The sequence below is a fragment of the Moritella sp. PE36 genome, assembly GCF_000170855.1.
In the GTDB taxonomy this organism is placed as follows: domain Bacteria; phylum Pseudomonadota; class Gammaproteobacteria; order Enterobacterales; family Moritellaceae; genus Moritella.
This window is the reverse complement of record NZ_ABCQ01000049.1, coordinates 15,667-35,548: the sequence shown is the minus strand read 5'-3', so window position 1 is coordinate 35,548 and position 19,882 is coordinate 15,667. Positions and strand designations below refer to the sequence as shown.

The window sequence follows — 19,882 nt, the reverse complement described above, 5'->3', positions numbered from 1 at the left end:
TCGTATAACCTACGTGCTTTCGCTATTTTCCACTCAGGAACAGCTCTGGGAATGTATGCATCGAGCGTAATTTTTTGACGCTCTGGTTGCGCTTTATCATGCACAATGCTTTTTTTACGGTATTGGATAGAAGCAAACGCGTCATCAAGCGTATCCGAACTCAATCCAAGTGTTTCTGACTCTGTACGTAAGGTAGATAAATACTCATCAAATGTCGGTTTAGCTGATACAACTGAAGAACTTAAAGCGAATAATACTAATCCTGCTAATTTCATTTTATCTCCTTATAACGACGTTCAAATAGCATTTCGTCTATTTATTGCTATCACGCCATTTTTTATACTCTACTAAATGATCGATTGGTGGTGGCGGCATTTGCAGATAAAATCCTTCCGATGTTAAATTTGCTAATACTTTTTTTGTATTAGCAAAAGCCAACGTTCGTTTTTCTGTCAAATTCATCGTCACAACTAACTTAGGTTGACCGAACATTCCTAATAAAGTTTCTGGAATTTGGCTAAAATCTTCACGACGAGATATAAATAAATACATCCCTTCTTTTTTATTTGTCTTATAAATTGAACAAAGCATTGTTTTTCTCTTAAGTTATGAACTTGCCTATTTTACGAGTAAAATATAACATGGCATAATGATTTATCTAAGTGCTATAACGATAAATGCTGAAACAGGCATAAAAACTAAGCAACCAGGAAAAAATGATGGCAGAACAGTCGATAAAATTTAAAGGGACAAGTTTTACACTTTCGGTGATTCATATCGAAAATGACGCGGCTATGGCTAATCTGCACACCTTTATTGCCGACAAAGTAGGCCAAGCACCCGCATTTTTTAAATCTGCTCCCGTGGTGGTTAATGTTTCCAACCTTGTTGAAAATATCGATTTTAAGGCCATTCAACAAATTATCACTCAAAATGGGATGAACCTCGTTGGTATCGAAGGTTGCCAGACTGCGGAACAAAAACTCGCAGTTCGAGAGTCTGGTCTTTCCGTTATTTCAAATACGGCTAAAAATACAGCAACTAAATTAGTGCCGGCTGCAGATATAAAACCAGAAGTTCAGACTGTAATTGTTGAAAAATCGATAACAAAGACCATAGTTCATAAAGGACAGATACGTTCAGGTCAACAAGTCTACGCTCAGAATGCTTCATTAACAGTACTCGGTAATATAAGTGCAGGGGCAGAAGTGATCGCAGACGGTTCAATTCATATCTATGGCGCATTACGTGGCAGAGCAATCGCGGGCGCTAAAGGTGATGAAAGTGCACAAATATTTTGTAATAAATTAGACCCTGAGTTACTGTCCATAAATGGTACTTACATTTTAAGTGATGCAGTCCAGGCTGAATTCATAAATGCTCAAGCACAAATTAATTGTATCAATAACAAATTAGAAATTACAAAGTTCGATTAAATTCAAGGAATTAAAATGGCTGAAATTATTGTTGTCACATCGGGTAAAGGTGGTGTAGGTAAAACAACTACCAGCGCTGCAATTGCTACTGGGCTCGCACTACAAGGGAAAAGAACTGTTGTTATCGATTTTGATATCGGTCTACGTAATCTAGACTTAATCATGGGGTGTGAACGCCGTGTAGTTTATGACTTCGTTAATGTGATCAATGGTGAAGCAAACCTATCCCAAGCATTAATCAAAGATAAGCATGTAGATAAGCTTAATATCCTACCAGCGTCACAAACACGTGACAAAGATGCACTAACAAAAGAAGGTGTGGGTAAGGTTTTAGAACAGCTGGCCGAAAATCATGATTATATCGTGTGTGATTCGCCTGCAGGTATCGAAGCAGGTGCGATGATGGCATTATACTTCGCAGACATTGCTATTATCACAACAAACCCTGAAGTATCGTCAGTGCGTGATTCAGACCGTATCATCGGCATGCTGCAAAGCCGTTCACGTCGTGCTGAACTCGCTCTTGAACCGATTAAAGAGCACCTGCTCATTACACGCTATGTTCCAGAGCGTGTAGAACGTGGTGATATGCTGAGTGTTGAGGATATTACTGAAATTTTGGCGATACCACTTGCAGGTGTAATTCCGGAATCAAGTGCAGTACTTAAAGCGTCAAACAATGGTCGACCTGTGATTCTAGATACAGAAAGTGATGCTGGACAAGCATATGCTGACACCGTTGCTCGGATTCTTGGTGAAGAGCGCGAATTTCGCTTTCTTGAAGTAGAAAAAAAAGGCTTTTTAAGCAGAATCTTTGGAGGTTAAATGTCGTTACTTGATTATTTTCGTTCGTCTAAACCAGATACAAGTTCAGCAAATCTAGCAAAAGATCGTTTACAGATCATCATTGCGCATGAACGTAGTTTACGTGACAATACTCCAGATTATTTGCCACAGTTGAAACTAGATATACTTGAAGTGATTAAAAAATATGTTGCAATCACCTCTGACCAAGTTCATGTTAAACTTGACCAAAAAGACAACAACCTTTCTGTGTTAGAATTGAACGTGACTCTTTCTGAAAAATAAAAAGAGTTAAGCAAGTGCTTCAAATAATCCGCACTTGCTTAATTTTTATTTATTTGCCATTAAACTTTCAAAAATAGTGTTGCCAATAAGTTCTGCACGCCAATTACATAACATAATCGGTTTATCCCCTACTTCGCGCTCTTCAGCTGTTAATTTCCAACACCAATTTAATAGCTCATTAATAATTTTCTTTGAGCCAATTAATTCGGCTGGAATATTTTTATCCTCAGCGACAACCGCAATTTTATTTCGTATCGACTGGACAATCTTTTTATAACCAGGGTAGTCAGAAATACGTGTCAATGGTTCCGGTAACTGATCATCAGAAAGTAACTCAACTTGTTTTACCATTTCAATTATTTGTTTACCATGGCGTTTTATTTCTATTGGTAATAACTCAAGCTTATTTAAATCTCGTAATGATTTTGGCTGCTGTTTTGCTACTTCAAGAATGTGTGCTTCTTTGACAACAAAGTTTACTGCCATATCACGATTAACAGCATTATTTTCACGCCATTCACCTAACACTTGTAAAGTTGCAAGTTGACGAGGAGACAAGAAGGATGCGTTTTTGAATTGCTTATATACCGTTTTAGGATTTTTCTTTTGCATTTTACGACGGCGTAAATTATCTAACTCTTGTAAGTAATAATCGTAATACCCGAGCTCGTTAAGTTTCGCTTCTAATTCATTCCAGCATGGTAATAAATGATAAACGTCAGCGGCGGCATAGCTTAATTGCTTCTCTGTTAATGGGCGAGCCAACCAATTAGAACGTGATTCGCCTTTATCCAGAGTGATTTTTTGGTACTCTGCAACTAAACCACCAAAGCCAAGAGAAGAGCCGAGACCACAAAATGCCGCAGCGATTTGGGTATCATGGAAAAAGTCTGGGAATTTATTTGCCACTGTCATGAATACATCGAGATCTTCAGAACATGCGTGAAGAACGACAGGGTGGCGATCAAGAAGTTGCCATAATGAACTGAGGTCTTCGACGGCAAGTGGATCGACTAAATAAGTCTCGGTGCCTGTATAGAGCTGAAACAATCCAAGAATGGGGTAATAAGTACGCTGTCTGATAAATTCAGTGTCGATTGCTAACACTTCAACTTCTGCACATTGAGCTATCATTTTCTGCAATGTGATTTGATCTTCAACTAAAATATATTCCACTTATAACCTCAAAAAAAAGCCACTTTCTTACAATTTAGAAAGTGGCTTAATTTTAACGAAATATAGTACTAATTATAAGTGTTTTATGACTTTAAATTAGATAAATCATTAATCACGCAATTCTCGACGTAATATTTTACCAACATTACTCTTTGGTAATTCATCGCGGAACTCGATAATACGTGGGATCTTATAAGCAGTAAGATGTTCACGACAATGAGCAATGATTTCTTCTTTCGAAATCTCACCTTTTTTAACAACAAATATCTTAACTGTCTCGCCTGATGATTCGTGAGGCACACCAATAGCTGCAGCTTCAAGAATGTTGTCGTTTAACGTTAGTACATCTTCGATTTCGTTAGGGAACACGTTAAAGCCAGAAACAAGGATCATATCTTTTTTACGGTCAACAACGTAGAAGAAACCAACTTCATCCATACGAGCGATATCACCCGTGTTTAACCAGCCATCAGCAGTAATCACTTCAGCTGTGTCTTGTGGACGCTGCCAATAGCCTTGCATAACGTGAGGACCACGTACTTGCATTTCGCGTACAGCACCAGGTTTTGTTAATACACCACCTTCATCATCAATAATACGAACTTCTGTTGATGACACAGGTAGGCCAATAGAACCATTATATTCATGCAAATCGTAAGGGTTTACTGTTACAAGTGGTGAACATTCCGTTAAACCATAACCTTCAAGTAAGTGATTGCCTGTGATCTTCTTCCACTTTTCAGCGACAGAACGTTGAACAGCCATACCGCCGCCAACTGAAAGTTTCAATGCAGAAAAATCAATCTTTGCGAATGTTTCATCATTTACAAGCGCATTAAACAAGGTATTTACACCTGTAATCGCAGTTGGTTTATGGTCGTCAATTTCTTTGATTAACGCAGGAAGATCACGAGGATTGGTAATAAGAATATTTTTACCACCTCCTAAGAAGAACAACAAACCATTCACTGTTAATGCAAATACATGGTACAGCGGCAAGGCCGTAATAACGGTTTCTTTACCAGGGTCTATAATACTACCGTATGCACCTTGTGCCTGTAATACGTTAGCAAGCATATTTTTGTGCGTTAAAACTGCACCTTTTGATACACCCGTTGTGCCACCGGTATACTGGAGGAACGCAATATCATCAAAGCCAGTTTCAACTTTGGCAAAGGGTAATGAACGACCTTTACTTAATACACGGTTGAATGGAACTGAATTTGGTAGACTAAATTTAGGTACCATTTTCTTCACATACTTAACGACTAAGTTGGTGATAGCGCCTTTGACTGGAGAGAATAGATCACCTAATTGCGTTAAGATTACGTGCTCAACAGCTGTATCTTTAATTACTTTTTCTAACACACTAGCGAAGTTTGAAATAATAACGATGACTTTTGCACCTGAATCATTTAACTGATGCTTCAACTCACGCGGTGTGTATAAAGGATTAACATTAACAATAACCATACCTGCACGTAATGCACCAAACAACGCGATTGGGTATTGCAGTAAGTTTGGCATCATTAACGCGACACGGTCGCCTTTCGTTAATTTAAGCTCGTTTTGAAGGTAAGCTGCGAAAGCGCGAGATTTCTCATCGATTTCGCCATAAGTTAATGAACAGCCCATATTTACGTATGCAGGTTTGTTTGCATAGTTTTGAACTGTCTGATCGAATATATCGTTTAAAGAACGAAATGAACCAAAGTCAATTTCTGCGGGAACATTTTCCGGGTATCTCTTTAACCAAACCTTTTCCACCTTAACACTCCTTTTATTTAACTTTTTAATTTAACAACACAATGACTTTATTATTAATCCCTTAATAATTAATCGCTATTGATGAAATTATTTATTGTGAACGGATCTTAATTGATTAACACTCAATTAACAAATGAAATATCGATATTAGGCGTTTATTTAAAGCTTCATAATTTAGAATTAGATGACAAAAATATTATTTTCAGCTGTTAAATAAATCATTATAGTTAATTATTAACAAATTTAACGATAGCACTTGCGGTTTCGGCGGCATTATCCATATGAACGTGATGCCCGCCAGGCAATGTCATCGTTTTAAAATTGTCTTTACAAAATAGTTCTAATTTTAAAGCCTTGGCAATTAAAGGAAATCCTTTACCCCCAACAATAATCAAGCATGTCGTTGATATAGAAGATAAAATATTAATCACTTGGGATTCTGTCAAACGCACTAAAGATCGAACCTTCAGCTTAGGGTCAGAACAAAAACTAACACCATTATCTTTAATGGTTAAATTTCTGTTACAAATCAATTTTGCATGTTCTTCATTTAAATCTGAAACGAGACAGCGCGCTTTCACGATCTTTTCCAACGTTAAAGCATTATTTTTACGGCTCATACTTTGGTTGCTGTTTTTATTGTAAATCGCCCGACTCTCTATTCCTTTACGTAATAGGTTCACAGTTTGCTCTGCTTCTGCTGAAATAGCACCCAAGCCTTCAATTAATACAACACGTGTTACTAACTCTGGAAAAGTAGCGGCGAGAATAGAACAGATCATAGCCCCCATCGAATGACCTATAATAGTGACAGGGCCCCAACGTTGAGATTTAATAATCTGATATAAATCATCGACCCATTCAATAAAATTGTAATGCCCAGTTTTATGGGTAGAAAGTCCATGACCAGGTAAATCTATCGCAATTAATTGATAGGGTAGAGAACCATCGTCCAAACTGTCTTTTAACGCTTCAGCGAGCGGGATAAAACTGGCCGCATTATCTAACCAGCCGTGTACAGCAAGTAGCACGGGTTTAGACCTGTCTCCATATTGTAAACCAGCAATAATATTGCCGTTAACCTCCATGTTAAAATCATTCATTATTGTTATGCTCTACCTGGTAGCTTCTTCCAAGTGACAGTATCTCGAACATAAACAGGCATAGCATCTTCGACTGCAACGGCTTTACCGTTTGCAAAATCAGCTGTCGCAATCGCGATCATATCGTGTGATATTGGAAACTGAATACCTTCACATGCAGTGAGTTGCGATACATTTAATCCAGCAAGTTGTTCTGCGTACGTTTCCCAACCGGTACCAAGCGTATAAAACTCGCGCTCTGGTTGGTTGAAATTAGCCACTAATTTAGCAGCGGTAATAACCATTTCATTGCCAACTAACGTCATTATACCGGCATCATTAAGCTGGTATTGAGCAAAGTATATTTCGCCCATTCGCGCATCAATAGCCGGTAAAACATCGGTTGCATTATGTAATCGATGTGCACCTTGCGCCATTATCGCCAATGTAGACACTGGTAACATAGGTAAATCAGCACCAAAAGCGAGCCCTTGTGCAATACCAGTACCAATACGAACACCGGTAAAACTGCCCGGTCCGCGACCAAATGCAAGTGCATCTAAATCTGTCAACTTAATGCCCGCTTCAGACAATAAGCTATCAACCATGGGTAAGATTCGCTTAGTGTGTTCACGTGGACTTACAAACTCTCTTACTAATATCTCACCGTTAATACTCAGTGCGGCAGAACAATTTTCTGTTGATGTATCTAGTGCTAAAATATTACTCATAAAATTCACTTTCTAATTGTTAGTTTTCTTAATAAAAGATAAAACGCTATTTATATCTCGGGTTCGTGGCATATCAGGTAAGCTATTGATAAACGTAGCGCCATATCCACGAGAGACGATACGTGTATCACAAATAATAACACATCCCGTATCTTTGACATCACGGATTAAACGCCCTACCCCTTGCTTTAAATTAATGACTGCTTTTGGTATTTGCAAAGCAGAAAAAGGGTCTTCACCTTTACGTTGGCAATCTTCGATACGCGCTTGTAAAAGAGGATCATCGGGTGATGCAAAAGGCAATTTATCAATAATAACACAGCTTAAGGTTTGTCCGCGTACATCGATGCCTTCCCAGAACGAGTATGTTCCAATAAGTAATGCATTACCGTGCGCAATAAATTGGTCGAGTAACACTTGTTTATTATCTTGTCCTTGAACAAAAATCGGCATAGTCAGCTGTTGTTGTAATAAACTTGCTACTTGTCTAATCATGTAATGACTTGTACATAGGAAAAAACAACGACCTTTATTAGCTATAATAATTGGCGCTAATTTTTCAACCAGTATACGGGCAATATTTGGATCATTGGGCTCAGGTATATTACGCGGTACACACAATATTGCCTGCTTTTGATAATCAAAAGGACTTGCTAGAATTAACTCTTTGGCATCAGCTAATCCCATTTGTTGGCGGTAATGTGAGAAACAATTATCGACAGCTAATGTCGCAGAAGTAAAGATCCAGGCCGATTTACTTTTTGCCTGTTCAGCGCTGAAGCGTTCTGCAATATTAAGTGGCGTTATATTTAAAGTAAAGTTTCGTTTAGTGCATTCGTACCAATAGCTCTCGCCGGTATTATTAACCGCCATTATTTGTTGAAATGTTGCTTTAATCTCCACAACACGATCGAAGCATTGATCGACAAGTTCCGTTCTACCAAGATTAAGCTTGATCACTTCATATATGAAGTCGAGTTGATCTTGAAAACGTATAATCGTTTTCATTACCGCTTGTTGATTGAATAAATGCCGCCAATTTCCGCGGCCAGATTCCATCGAAAAACTCAATCTTAAATCTTGCGTCGCATTTGCTAAACCATTTGCGGCTTTGGTTACTTGTATTGAGTCCTTAAGGTCAGTTCGCCCCAAATACTGCACGTCTTTACATAGCGCTTGTATCTGTTTACTGGTGATACTTTTACCAAAATACGCTGAAGCAATATCAGGTACTTGGTGGGCTTCATCAAAAACAATCACATCGGCGTCTGGTAATAATCGACCAAACCCTGAATCTTTAACATTCAAATCAGCAAAATATAAATGGTGATTAACAACCACTATATCCGCGTCAAGTGCCTTCCGGCGGGCTTTGACTAAAAAACAATCGTCATAATCAGGACAATCTCGTCCTAAGCAATTATCATTCGTGGAGGTGACTAAGGGTAAAATCTCGGCGTCGTCTTTAAGTCCTGGCACTGAACTCATGTCACCACTAATGGTGATATTGGACCAACCCTTTACTTTGACATAGTCACTTAATATTGTCTGATTTTGATACTGCGTTTCTCGCCCTAACCGCGTTAAACGTTCGGTACACAGGTAGTTACTTCGACCTTTAAGCAACGCAGTTTTGGCTTTGCTGTTTAACGCATCAATAATAAAGGGCAGATCGCGATTGAATAATTGCTCTTGAAGATTCTTACTACCCGTACTGATAATGGTTGTTTTATCATTAATCAATGCTGGTATTAGATAGGCAAACGTTTTACCAGTCCCTGTTTCAGCTTCAACAATTAAATTCCCCTTGCTTGTGATCACTGAATTAATGGCTTTTGCCATATCTATTTGTGGTTGACGAGCTGTATAGCCATCGATGACCTTGGCCAAAGCGCCACCCGATAAAAAATATTGCTCTATCACAAACAAGTTTCCATATAGTTTTATAAGACAGCATTTAATATCATCACTGGTCACAATAATCAAATTGATGTTTTATAAAACTGAGTTTATGGTTGTTTTTCGACCCTATTTTAAAAACGATCACGCTAATACATTATCTGCATATTGTACCTTGTGCTGATATCCCAGCGAGTCTCTGATATGGCATGTTGAAATAGTTTGGGGATATAGGTTGTTCTTTTTAACAAAATTAATCAGTAATAGTGGCATCACTCTCCACATCTGCTAAAATCGCCGTCAAATCGACAGCAACACCTCGAATCTAGCTAAATTAGTCCAAAGTAACTTGGAAGAGCCTTCACGGAAATTGAAAGAAACTCTTCCAAGTTACTTAGGTATAAGATTAAACTCTATAAGGATAGTTAACAATGAGTCTTGCTGATAAAGTATTAGCTGTAAACAATGATTTACCGATCCGTACAGATAAACCTGTCCACAGCGGTAAAGTGCGTTCTGTTTACTGGCTAACTGAAACTGATAGTCGTCGCCTAATCGAAGAAAAAGGTTACGATGTAGCGGCTGATGCACCACTTGCAATTATGGTTATTAGTGACCGTATTTCTGCGTTTGAATGTATTTGGCATGGTGAAGATGGCATGCGCGGTGTACCAGGGAAAGGTGCTGCGTTAAACGCAATTTCAAACCATTGGTTTAAGTCTTTCCGTGAAAATGGTTTAGCTGACAGCCATATTCTTGATATCCCTCACCCATTCATTTGGATCGTTCAAAAAGCCAGACCAGTAATGATTGAAGCGATTTGCCGTCAATACATCACGGGTTCTATGTGGCGTGCTTATAGTAAAGGCGAGCGTAACTTCTGTGGCATCGAACTACCAGAAGGTTTAACTAAAGACCAAAAGCTACCAGAACTACTCATTACACCGTCGACTAAAGGTATTTTAGAAGGCATTCCAGGTGTACCAGCCGTCGATGATGTTAACATCACTCGCAAAAACATTTCAGATAACTACGAAGCATTTAACTTCAAATCTCCTGATGATATTACTTACTACGAAAAGTTACTAAAAGAAGGCTTTAACGTAATCAGTGATGCATTAGCGGATGTTGATCAAGTATTTGTCGATACTAAATTCGAATTTGGCTATGTAACAGACAGTAAAGGTCAAGACAAGCTTATCTATATGGATGAAGTGGGTACGCCTGACTCATCACGTATTTGGGATGCAGCAGCTTTCCGCGATGGTAAAGTGGTTGAAAACTCAAAAGAAGGTTTCCGTCAGTTATTACTTAACTACTTCCCTGAACCCGATATTTTACTCAATAAAAACAGAATGGAAGAACGTTTAGCACTTGCTAAGCATAATGTATTACCAACATCCGTTTTGATGTCTGTTTCTGAAACTTACTTAAATATTGCAGAGAAGATCACTGGCGAAAAGATTATTTTATCTGATAATCCGAAAGCTGAAATAATCGAGATCTTACGTAACGATTATAACCTTATCGACTAATACCACAGTGTATCAATCGCATATTGATTAAAACGAATAAAGGAGAGCTACTTACTATTAAAAAGTAGACTCTCCTTTTTTATTACTCAGGTTCTATTACTTGTTACTTAATACTTAATACTTAATACTTAATACTGTAACAACATAATAGATTAAGCGTCTTTTCCAAGCATAGAAAGCGCCATTGCTTCAGCCACTTTAATACCATCAATACCAGCAGATAAAATGCCACCAGCATAACCAGCACCTTCACCGGCAGGGTACAACCCTTTCGTGTTGATACTTTGGAAATCACGACCACGTTTAATGCTTACAGGCGATGATGTACGCGTTTCTACGCCCGTTAGTGTGGCATCTTTGGCAGAGAAACCTTTAATTTTCTTTTCAAAAGCTGGTATCGCTTCACGGATAGCGGCAATAGCAAAAGGAGGCAGTGTTTTACTTAAGTCAGTAAACTTAAGTCCAGGCTTGTATGATGGCACAACATCACCAAATTCACCTTCGCCATGACCAGTAAGGAAATCGCCTACTGTTTGTCCAGGTGCATCGTAGTTACTACCACCAATAACGAAAGCGTTCTGTTCCCATTTACGTTGTAAATCAATACCCGCTAATGGGTTACCTGGGAAATCTTCAGGCGTAATACCAACAACAATAGCGCTATTCGCATTCATTTCATTACGCGAGTATTGGCTCATGCCATTTGTTACCAAACAACCTTCTTCTGACGCGGCTGCAACAACAGTACCGCCGGGACACATACAGAAGCTATAAACCGAACGACCATTCTTACAATGATGAACAAGTTTATAATCCGCAGAACCGAGTAGTGGGTTACCGGCATTTTTACCAAAACGCGCGTCATCAATGGCTGACTGCTTGTGTTCAATACGGAAACCAATTGAGAAAGGCTTAGCCTCTAGATAAACGCCACGTTTTTGTAGCATTTCAAATGTATCACGCGCACTGTGACCAATAGCCAGAGAGATATGATTTGTTTCGATAATCTCGCCACCGGCAAGTTCAACACCAGTAACTTGACCATTTTCAATTAAAATATCATCGACACGGGCACTAAAACGAATTTCACCGCCAAGCGCAATGATATCTTTACGCATACGCTCAATCATAGTAACCAGCTTAAATGTGCCAATATGTGGCTTACTTAAGAACATGATCTCTTCAGGTGCGCCTGCTTTAACAAATTCAGTTAAAATCTTACGCGCATGAAATTTTGGATCTTTTACTTGGCTATACAATTTACCGTCAGAGAATGTACCCGCGCCACCTTCACCAAACTGAACATTCGATTCTGGATTTAAAACACGTTTACGCCAAAATCCGAATGTATCTTTTGTTCTTTCACGGACTTCTTTACCACGTTCGAGAACAATTGGTTTTAATCCCATTTGCGCAAGGATTAACGCTGTAAATAAACCACATGGACCAAAGCCAATCACAACAGGACGATGCTCTAGTTCTTCTGTTTTTTCAGCAACAAATTTGTATTCCATATCAGGCGTCATTCGAACATGCTGATCTTTTTCAAACTTAGCCAGCAGCGTTTGCTCATCTACGCTATCAGCCAACGTAATATCTAATGTATACATTAAGATAATCACATCACGTTTACGTGCATCATAACCACGACGAAAAACAGTATATTCACTCAATTGTTCAGGTTGCAGTGACAATCTCTGTAAAATATATTCATTAATAGCTTGATCATCATGATCTAGCGGAAGTTTTACATCGGTTAAACGTAACATAGAAAATTATCCAAATATCAAAGTGCATCGCGCTGTTAGAGCACTAGCCAGAAAACTAAAATCTTAGGGCGAGTATTTTACGTTATTATGACGAGATATGCATTTTATTATTTGAAACTAGGTTGTTTTTCATGCCTCTTTTTCAATCTACATAGGATGTTAATTGCTTTTAGGTCGTGCTTACGTATAATGCCTGCACTTTGAAAATTGAGGAACAAGCATCATGGCTTTTGTCGTAACCGAAAACTGTATTAAATGTAAACATGGTGATTGTGTCCCTGTATGCCCTGCCGATGCCTTTCATGAAGGACCAAACTTCCTTGTCATAGATCCGATAGCCTGTATTGATTGTGGACTTTGCGTGCCAGAATGTCCTGTCGATGCAATTTACCAAGAAGATGAAGTGCCTGAAGATCAACAAGTATTTATTGAAATAAATGAAGAGCTCTCTGAACTATGGCCTGTTATTACAGAGAAATGCGAGCCACCAGCAGATGCAGACGACTGGGATGGTGTAGAAAATAAACTATCTTTATTAGAGCGTTAGTCTTAACTACTCTCATATTAAACCGTTTATATTAATGAAAAATGCACCGCAGTGGAGAGTTCAGCATTCCCCCAAATGAACTCCCACTTAATAACCTGCAAGTTCACCGTCTTTAACTTTGAAAATGTTAACATCTACTCAACCTCTCGTTAAATAAATTCACATCTAGACTTAAAAGATTAACTATTATTTAGTTCTGCTTTAAAAGTAATCTAAGGATAGACTGATGTGTAATGAGAAAAATTCAATGACGAACGTTATCATTAAGATAATGTCGATTGTCTTATTAGTTATCATCTCCCCTACTCACACCTATGCAAACGGTAACCTACATTTAGATAAAGAAGCTCTAGATAAAGTACATCTAGAGAAAGTACAGCTATACGACGAGCTAAAAAACACGAATAAAGATAAGCGGCTGTTTTTTGATCATAAATATCTAAATCTTTCTGGCCTTACGTTATTGAGTTTATTAGCTGACCTAGGCATTAGAGAACACCCGATTCTCACTCAGGATGAAATGGCAAACATTGATGCTACAGATAAAGCGCTGACCCTTGAGCTTTATCACATAGCCTCCCAATCATATGGTAATCAATTAAAGTCTGCTGCTAATAACCCTGATGATTTTAGAACTGCGCTTATTAACGATACCCTTCCTGCCTATATAGACTCGGCAATGCCGCAATTTAACGCCGTTATTCGCTTAAGGCAGGCTATTAACAAATATAAGGGCATAAAGAATATTGCATGGCCAAAGCTTACAGACTCGTTTAATCCGCAGTTAGGCCAAGGTCATGCAGAAGTTAAGATACTTAGAAAAAAATTAATTACCTTCAATGATTTGCGAACGGTGTCTACATCCAAGCACAGATTGCATATATTCGACCAAAGTATAATTAACGGTTTAAAGCATTTTCAACGACGTAATGGTTTAAAACCGACAGGTAGGCTTAACGCGACGACAAAAAATGCATTAAATCAAAATATAGACTCTCGCATAAACAAACTTCAAATTAATTTGTGGCGATGGCTTTCCTTACCCCGTATCCCGCCAACGAAATATATCATGGTAAATATTCCTGCGTTTGATTTAAGGCTTATAGATAAGGGGGAGGCCCTGATGGAAATGAAAGTCATTGTCGGTAAGCCAAGTAATCAAACGCCCATCATGATCACAGAAGTTAACTCAGTGACCCTCAATCCTACATGGACACCTACTCGTAATATTATTAACAACGATCTGCTGCCGTTACATAACAAAAATCACACCGCGTTAAACAGTCTTAATTTTTATCTAGCCAAAGGTTACGGTGCAAATACGTTATACCGAGAGGTACCACCCAATCTGCAAGAGATGTTAAAGCAATACCGTTTAGTCCAGCGGCCTGGGAGTAACAATGCATTAGGTAACGTCCGTTTCAATATTAAAAATAACAACGCTATATTTCTACATGACACGCCAACTAAATATCTGTTTAAACGTCAAAATAGAGCATTTAGTCACGGCTGCATTCGTCTAGAAAAATCTGACGACTTACTCACCATCTTGCGTATCAATCAGCGCAAAAATAATTCAGGAACCAAACACCTGAGACTGCAACAATCATTGCCCGTTTTTATCACTTATCAAACAGCTTGGATTGATAACTTAGGGGAAATCAATTGGCGTAACGACTTATATAATAAGGATAAACAATCGAATGCAGGCACAGTTTATAAATATACACAAGAAATATTAGCCAATAATCAGTTAGTGCTCTAGTTTTATCTATATGCTTCTCAAGCATGGGGTGTAAAGTAGTAAAGATAATAAAATCAATACGTTAACCTATATCTATGAATTGAAATCAATATTATTGGAGTAATAAAATGAATAAATTATCAATATTTATCCAAGATTTTATAAAAGATGAAAGTGGCCTTACTGCGGTGGAGTATGCCATTGCCGGTGGATTAGTTGTAGGCGGAATGGTAGTCGCGTTTGGTGAACTCGGTACGGCGGCAACTAATCAAATCAGCGCTTTATGTACAGCAGTCGATGCAGCTGCAACTTGTACATAACTACGTTTAAACATGCCATTGTCGGTGGACTGGTTGTGGCATGCGTTTACTAGTCTTGGTACGCCCGCAGCTGGTCAAATAAGAGGCTTATGTGAAGCCATCGATGCAATGCAGCGGTTGCTGGATAGCCCCCCAGAAAATGGTATTTAATATGACTCAATATGCGTTGTTAATCACAGTGACAGTATCATTTATAATGCTCACGGTAGCATTATACTTTGACCTTCGTTATCAACGCATCCCTAACCTGTTATGCCTATTAACTCTACTATTAGGTATAACAATTAACAGTTATTTTTATGGTTGGGACGGGCTACTTGACGCGGTGTCCGGTGCTGCCCTTGCCATAATAATATTAATCCCGGTCTATTATTTCAAAATGCTAGGTGCCGGAGACGTAAAATTAATGATTGGTATTGGCGCGTTGGCAGGTCCTTTAGTCCTTACTTGGTCGATTGCTTACGGCGTTATCTTTGGCGCTTTTACAAGTATATTAATCGCCATCAAAGCGGTTGGTTGGCGAGGTCTAAAAATGATGATGTCTCGTTATATCGATTGCATATATTTAGGTACATATTTTAAACCAGAAAAAGGTGACGCCGGTAGGGTTAATGTGCCATATGCACCTGCGCTAATGCTCGGTTGGATGTTAGCTACTTATATTAATCACGACATTTACGATCTGATGTGGACGATAGAAGTAGTGATAGAGGAAATAGGTACAAGCTTTAGTCTCATATAGCTCTCATATAAATCTCATATAAATAACAACGGGCATGATTATGACGGATCAATCAATTAATGGGCAGCAAGAAAATCACCCAGAATTATCCACTTATGACAATACTCCCTTACCTGGAATAGTTTTAGCACAAGAACAGACTAATCTTACTGATGAACACCTTGCTAAACGCCCGACAACGATTACCGAAACAGGCTTATCAGCTCAACTCCTGACAGAATTACTCATTAAGCACATACATACCCTGCACGTAGCAACAATACGCGAGCTTTCAGATGCATTAGCCTTATCCGGGGGCATAGTACAAATCCTTATCGATTTAGCAAAAGAATCTGCACTAATAGAAAATAGGCAAAGCTTAGCAAGCGGACAAATGCGTTACGCCTTATCGCACATTGGTGTTAATGAAGCAGAAAAAGCGTTAAAAACGAGTGGGTATAGCAGTGTGGCTCCGGTTCCATTAACCCAATACGTTGATATTGTACTTAAGCAAACCAGTAGAAATACGCAAATCACTAAACAACGCATGCAAGCTAGATTTTCTGATTTGATGTTTTCCGAAGCGTTAACCTCGGCTATTGGCCCTGCATTAAACTCCAATAAACCCATATTAATTTATGGTATGCCAGGTGTTGGTAAAAGTTACCTCTGCCGCAACTTAAACCTATTATTCGGCGATGATGTGTTAATTCCTTCTGCAATCGAAATAAGCGGTAATATAATTCAAGTTTATGACCCTCAAGTTCACATTATCAGTACAAAAGAAGATGATGAAACACCTGCAGAGACATTGATTAGTCTTGATCAAGGCCACGACCCTCGCTGGCGTTTATGTCAACGTCCATTAATCGTAACCGGCGGTGAACTTACCGAAGACATGTTAGAGGTCAATTATGATGCAACAAGTCGTACTTATAAAGCACCCATACAGCTAAAAGCAAACAACGGTATCTTATTATTAGATGATCTAGGTCGTCAAAAAATGAGTCCACTCGCATTATTTAATCGCTGGATCATACCACTCGAGGAACGACGTGATTTTTTATTTTTGCCCAACGGTGTGCATTTTGAAATCCCCTTCGAACTGATTTTATTATTTTCAACAAACCTAAATCCGGCAGAACTTGTTGATGAAGCATTCCTACGCCGCCTAGGATACAAGATTGAATTTCAGCCCTTAGAAGTAGATAACTATAAAAAACTTTGGTTTAAAGTTTGTGAAGATTTTAACTTAACGTGTTCCGATGAAACGTTTAATTATCTGTTAAAAACATATCATTTTAGCAATAACAAACCTTTTCTGCCCTGCTATCCACGCGATTTACTCAGTATCATCAGTGATCAAGTTAAATTTAATGAACTCCAAAACCAAGTCGAGAAAAACTTAATAGATATCGCATGGAAGCACTACTTTGTTAGTCAGAGCTAATAATATTAGAGGTAGGTAACATGAATAAAAAAACCGTAATCTCAGTCGCAATCTCGATTATGTTTGGGATAGGCGCTATTTTAATCGCCCAAAGCTGGTTAGATACCAATAAACCTTCAGCGCCAGAAAACCAAGTTTATATAGCCTTTTCTACTATGGTTATCCCCATAGGTACGATCATTGAAGCCAAACATATTAAATTGAAAATTTTGCCCGAATCTATGTCACCTGATAATACTGTCACTGATCCAGATGAGATCTACGGCATGATAGCTAAAGATACTATTTATATAGATGACATTATCCGATTAGAAAGACTGCTCATAAAAGGTCAAGGCAGTACACTAGCAAGCCTTATTTCAGAAAATATGCGCGCTGTATCTATCCGTGTTGATGATGTTGTCGGTGTTGCTGGATTCTTATTACCAGGTAACAGAATCGATATTTTAAATACGGTCTCCGGCAACGGAGGTGCTACAAGTACAGAAGTAATTCTACATAATATTAAGATATTAGCCATTGATCAACGCGCAGCGATAGATGAAAACAAGCCTCAACTTGTAAGAGCTATCACCGTCGAAGTTAACCTAGAACAAGCAGAAATATTAATGACGGCCCGTAATCAAGGACGGTTACAGCTAGCACTACGTAACCCAACAGACAGTCATGCCGTCGATTTTGCAAGCAATAAAAAAGTGATTAACGATGATATTGTTGAAATAGCAACACCTGTATTTAAACCGCGTCCAATTAAAAAACACAAAGTCGAAATAATCCGTGGCACAACCCAAGAATCTGTCCAACTTAAAATTTAGATATTCGACTATAAATAGGTGATACATATGAATATAAACTCCCATTTTTATAAATATGAGTCTAAGCAATGGTCATTAGTTGTTTTAATTTTCATATCCAATTTAATTTTAGTGAGTACAGCGTTCGCTGGCGGACCAACTGCATTAGATGATGATAGTGTTAGAATTCCTATTTTCAAATCTAAAACGTTACAAATGGATAAAGCGATCCATCGCGTATCCGTCGGGAATTCTGATATTGCTGATATCCTAATTTTACGCAGTCGCGAGCTGTATATAGTCGGTAAAAGATTAGGCACCACGAACATGATGGTATGGGATAAAGACGACAACCTAGTTCACGTGCAAAATCTAGAGGTTACCCATGACTTAAATAGTCTTAGAAAACGTCTATACAAATACTTACCAAATGAAGACATTGGCGTAGAAACCTCACAAGGTCAATTGGTGGTCAGTGGACAGGTCTCATCATTGGTGAAAATGAATACTGCCGTAGAGATTGCCGAAGGTTATGCTACAGCGGCTAACGTCGGTAAAAGTAACAGTATTGTCGTTAATATGATGTCTGTCGGCGGTGGTCAACAGGTCATGTTAGAAGTCACTGTTGCGGAAGTTAGTACAGATATAGGTCGCAATTTGGATGGTAACACCGTTCTGGGTGCATTCGGTTCAGATGGATTTGCAGGGATAGGGACAGGGACTGGTAATGTGCCGACTAATATTTTAGGCTCAATAGACACTAATATTTTTGCTCGCTATCTCACTGGTGATATGTTGTTTAGCGTTGCTTTTGACGTAGCAAAAAGTAAAGGGTTAACAAAAATACTTGCAGAGCCCAACTTAACTGCACTGAGTGGCCAGTCTGCTGAGTTTTTATCTGGTGGTGAGTATCCAGTGCCCGTTTCAACTGATGATGGCATTACAATCGAATATCGAGATTTTGGTGTAGGTGTTAGCTTTGTACCAACAGTACTTGATTCTGGTAAAATAAACCTAAATCTTAAGGTACTTGTCAGTGAACTCAGTAGCGTCAATAGTGTGACTATCTCAGCATCAGACACCAACACATCAACTATCACCCCCTCTTTAATCAAAAGATCCACTGCAACTACGGTTGAACTCGGCGATGGCCAAACTATCGTCATTGGTGGTTTGCTAAGTGATAGCCTTCGTGAATCTATCACTAAATTCCCAGGCCTAGGTGACATTCCTATTTTAGGCCAGCTATTCACAAGCCAAGAATATATAAGTGGTCAAACAGAACTGGTTATTATGGTTACACCTCGCTTAGTCAGACCCTTTAATAAAGATGGCATGATATTACCTACCGATGGTTTCGTGCCCGTGTCTGATATGGAATTTTACTTACTCGGTAAAATGACACAGCAAGAGAAAGGCTCAGATACCAAGAACCCGAATGATACTTCAGATACACCAGTAAGTATCGTCCCCAATTCAGGTGGCACAGAGCAACAGTATGGCCATACTCTCAATTAGCTAAGTATTGATAATACATTTATAGCGAGCAATTGAATTAAGGAATCATGATGAAATATATAAGTTTAATACTGTTCTGTAGCCAATTCTTATTCGGTTGCGTGCAAGAGCCTAATTATGAATTATCAGCATCAACGCAATATTTTAAAGACATACAAATTCTTGATCCCGATGCCCCTGCAAAAAACGATGGCATAACCAATACTCTAGAAGGTAAGTATGGCCAAAAAGTCATATCTTCATATCATGATAGTGCTTACGACGCGAAATCTGCGCGTGATATTTCACAGTAATTGAAAGGCCA

At 38.6% G+C, this 19,882-nt stretch carries 21 protein-coding genes; 13 read left to right on the top strand and 8 right to left on the bottom strand.

Going from position 1 to position 19,882, the window contains the following annotated elements:
* Together PE36_RS19180 and PE36_RS19175 are read right to left on the bottom strand one after the other, a co-directional pair.
* A partial coding sequence (locus tag PE36_RS19180) for a lytic murein transglycosylase (RefSeq protein ID WP_006033734.1) occupies positions 1–275 on the bottom strand: 275 nt, incomplete at its 3' end.
* A 37-nt stretch (positions 276–312) separates the two neighbouring features.
* Entirely contained in the window at positions 313–591 is a 279-nt protein-coding gene (locus tag PE36_RS19175; protein WP_006033733.1) for a YcgL domain-containing protein, read from the bottom strand.
* 125 nt (positions 592–716) lie between these two features.
* On the opposite strand from PE36_RS19175, the gene minC reads away from it, so the two are divergent.
* From minC to minE, 3 genes are read left to right on the top strand one after another with little or no spacing between them, the layout of a single operon-like run.
* On the top strand, positions 717–1,436 hold the full coding sequence (minC, locus tag PE36_RS19170; RefSeq protein ID WP_006033732.1) for a septum site-determining protein MinC: 720 nt from the start codon (positions 717–719) through the stop codon (positions 1,434–1,436).
* A 15-nt stretch (positions 1,437–1,451) separates the two neighbouring features.
* On the top strand, positions 1,452–2,261 hold the full coding sequence (gene minD / locus PE36_RS19165; RefSeq protein ID WP_006033731.1) for a septum site-determining protein MinD: 810 nt from the start codon (positions 1,452–1,454) through the stop codon (positions 2,259–2,261).
* Positions 2,262–2,525, top strand: coding sequence for a cell division topological specificity factor MinE (minE, locus tag PE36_RS19160; RefSeq protein ID WP_006033730.1), 264 nt, complete (start codon positions 2,262–2,264; stop codon positions 2,523–2,525).
* Positions 2,526–2,570: 45 nt separating this feature from the next.
* Here minE and rnd read toward each other — a convergent pair whose 3' ends face one another.
* The 5 genes from rnd to PE36_RS19135 form a co-directional block, all read right to left on the bottom strand.
* Positions 2,571–3,701, bottom strand: a complete 1,131-nt coding sequence (gene rnd / locus PE36_RS19155) for a ribonuclease D (RefSeq protein ID WP_006033729.1) — start codon at positions 3,699–3,701, stop codon at positions 2,571–2,573.
* Positions 3,702–3,809: 108 nt separating this feature from the next.
* On the bottom strand, positions 3,810–5,468 hold the full coding sequence (fadD, locus tag PE36_RS19150; RefSeq protein ID WP_006033728.1) for a long-chain-fatty-acid--CoA ligase FadD: 1,659 nt from the start codon (positions 5,466–5,468) through the stop codon (positions 3,810–3,812).
* 227 nt (positions 5,469–5,695) lie between these two features.
* On the bottom strand, positions 5,696–6,571 hold the full coding sequence (locus PE36_RS19145) for an alpha/beta fold hydrolase (RefSeq protein WP_006033727.1): 876 nt from the start codon (positions 6,569–6,571) through the stop codon (positions 5,696–5,698).
* A gap of 5 nt (positions 6,572–6,576) precedes the next feature.
* Positions 6,577–7,281, bottom strand: coding sequence for a tRNA (adenosine(37)-N6)-threonylcarbamoyltransferase complex dimerization subunit type 1 TsaB (gene tsaB, locus PE36_RS19140; protein WP_006033726.1), 705 nt, complete (start codon positions 7,279–7,281; stop codon positions 6,577–6,579).
* A 12-nt stretch (positions 7,282–7,293) separates the two neighbouring features.
* Positions 7,294–9,204, bottom strand: coding sequence for an ATP-dependent DNA helicase (locus PE36_RS19135; protein WP_043994839.1), 1,911 nt, complete (start codon positions 9,202–9,204; stop codon positions 7,294–7,296).
* A 407-nt stretch (positions 9,205–9,611) separates the two neighbouring features.
* Between PE36_RS19135 and PE36_RS19130 the strand changes: the two genes are divergently transcribed.
* The gene (locus PE36_RS19130) at positions 9,612–10,715 is read left to right on the top strand and encodes a phosphoribosylaminoimidazolesuccinocarboxamide synthase (protein ID WP_006033724.1); all 1,104 of its coding nucleotides are present in this window, start codon (positions 9,612–9,614) and stop codon (positions 10,713–10,715) included.
* 152 nt (positions 10,716–10,867) lie between these two features.
* On the opposite strand, the gene PE36_RS19125 is transcribed toward PE36_RS19130, so the two are convergent.
* Entirely contained in the window at positions 10,868–12,484 is a 1,617-nt protein-coding gene (locus tag PE36_RS19125; protein WP_006033723.1) for an NAD(P)/FAD-dependent oxidoreductase, read from the bottom strand.
* Between the two features lie 223 nt (positions 12,485–12,707).
* On the opposite strand from PE36_RS19125, the gene fdxA reads away from it, so the two are divergent.
* The 9 genes from fdxA (at position 12,708) to PE36_RS19085 (ending at position 19,871) form a co-directional block, all read left to right on the top strand.
* A complete protein-coding gene (gene fdxA / locus PE36_RS19120; protein WP_006033722.1) occupies positions 12,708–13,031 on the top strand; it encodes a ferredoxin FdxA in 324 nt (107 codons plus the stop codon).
* 226 nt (positions 13,032–13,257) lie between these two features.
* Positions 13,258–14,796, top strand: a complete 1,539-nt coding sequence (locus PE36_RS19115) for a L,D-transpeptidase family protein (protein WP_006033721.1) — start codon at positions 13,258–13,260, stop codon at positions 14,794–14,796.
* A 107-nt stretch (positions 14,797–14,903) separates the two neighbouring features.
* Positions 14,904–15,095, top strand: coding sequence for a Flp family type IVb pilin (locus PE36_RS19110; RefSeq protein ID WP_006033720.1), 192 nt, complete (start codon positions 14,904–14,906; stop codon positions 15,093–15,095).
* Between the two features lie 12 nt (positions 15,096–15,107).
* Entirely contained in the window at positions 15,108–15,245 is a 138-nt protein-coding gene (locus tag PE36_RS24465) for a hypothetical protein (RefSeq protein WP_006033718.1), read from the top strand.
* Position 15,246: 1 nt separating this feature from the next.
* Entirely contained in the window at positions 15,247–15,837 is a 591-nt protein-coding gene (locus PE36_RS19105) for a prepilin peptidase (RefSeq protein ID WP_043994838.1), read from the top strand.
* A 40-nt stretch (positions 15,838–15,877) separates the two neighbouring features.
* Positions 15,878–17,266, top strand: a complete 1,389-nt coding sequence (locus PE36_RS19100) for an AAA family ATPase (RefSeq protein ID WP_157517823.1) — start codon at positions 15,878–15,880, stop codon at positions 17,264–17,266.
* 20 nt (positions 17,267–17,286) lie between these two features.
* A complete protein-coding gene (gene cpaB / locus PE36_RS19095) occupies positions 17,287–18,081 on the top strand; it encodes a Flp pilus assembly protein CpaB (protein ID WP_006033715.1) in 795 nt (264 codons plus the stop codon).
* 27 nt (positions 18,082–18,108) lie between these two features.
* On the top strand, positions 18,109–19,578 hold the full coding sequence (locus tag PE36_RS19090; protein ID WP_006033714.1) for a type II and III secretion system protein family protein: 1,470 nt from the start codon (positions 18,109–18,111) through the stop codon (positions 19,576–19,578).
* Between the two features lie 47 nt (positions 19,579–19,625).
* Positions 19,626–19,871, top strand: coding sequence for a hypothetical protein (locus tag PE36_RS19085; RefSeq protein ID WP_006033713.1), 246 nt, complete (start codon positions 19,626–19,628; stop codon positions 19,869–19,871).
* Positions 19,872–19,882: the final 11 nt, after the last annotated feature.

Coding starts and splice junctions, on each gene's coding strand:
- PE36_RS19090 (WP_006033714.1), top strand. CDS start 18,109: ATGAATATAAACTCCCATTTTTATAAATATGAGTCTAAGCAATGGTCA.
- cpaB (WP_006033715.1), top strand. CDS start 17,287: ATGAATAAAAAAACCGTAATCTCAGTCGCAATCTCGATTATGTTTGGG.
- minC (WP_006033732.1), top strand. CDS start 717: ATGATGGCAGAACAGTCGATAAAATTTAAAGGGACAAGTTTTACACTT.
- PE36_RS19110 (WP_006033720.1), top strand. CDS start 14,904: ATGAATAAATTATCAATATTTATCCAAGATTTTATAAAAGATGAAAGT.
- fdxA (WP_006033722.1), top strand. CDS start 12,708: ATGGCTTTTGTCGTAACCGAAAACTGTATTAAATGTAAACATGGTGAT.
- PE36_RS19085 (WP_006033713.1), top strand. CDS start 19,626: ATGATGAAATATATAAGTTTAATACTGTTCTGTAGCCAATTCTTATTC.
- PE36_RS19100 (WP_157517823.1), top strand. CDS start 15,878: ATGACGGATCAATCAATTAATGGGCAGCAAGAAAATCACCCAGAATTA.
- tsaB (WP_006033726.1), bottom strand. CDS start 7,281: ATGAGTAATATTTTAGCACTAGATACATCAACAGAAAATTGTTCTGCC.
- PE36_RS19125 (WP_006033723.1), bottom strand. CDS start 12,484: ATGTTACGTTTAACCGATGTAAAACTTCCGCTAGATCATGATGATCAA.
- minD (WP_006033731.1), top strand. CDS start 1,452: ATGGCTGAAATTATTGTTGTCACATCGGGTAAAGGTGGTGTAGGTAAA.
- PE36_RS19130 (WP_006033724.1), top strand. CDS start 9,612: ATGAGTCTTGCTGATAAAGTATTAGCTGTAAACAATGATTTACCGATC.
- PE36_RS19115 (WP_006033721.1), top strand. CDS start 13,258: ATGTGTAATGAGAAAAATTCAATGACGAACGTTATCATTAAGATAATG.
- PE36_RS19105 (WP_043994838.1), top strand. CDS start 15,247: ATGACTCAATATGCGTTGTTAATCACAGTGACAGTATCATTTATAATG.
- PE36_RS19175 (WP_006033733.1), bottom strand. CDS start 591: ATGCTTTGTTCAATTTATAAGACAAATAAAAAAGAAGGGATGTATTTA.
- PE36_RS19145 (WP_006033727.1), bottom strand. CDS start 6,571: ATGAATGATTTTAACATGGAGGTTAACGGCAATATTATTGCTGGTTTA.
- minE (WP_006033730.1), top strand. CDS start 2,262: ATGTCGTTACTTGATTATTTTCGTTCGTCTAAACCAGATACAAGTTCA.
- PE36_RS24465 (WP_006033718.1), top strand. CDS start 15,108: ATGCCATTGTCGGTGGACTGGTTGTGGCATGCGTTTACTAGTCTTGGT.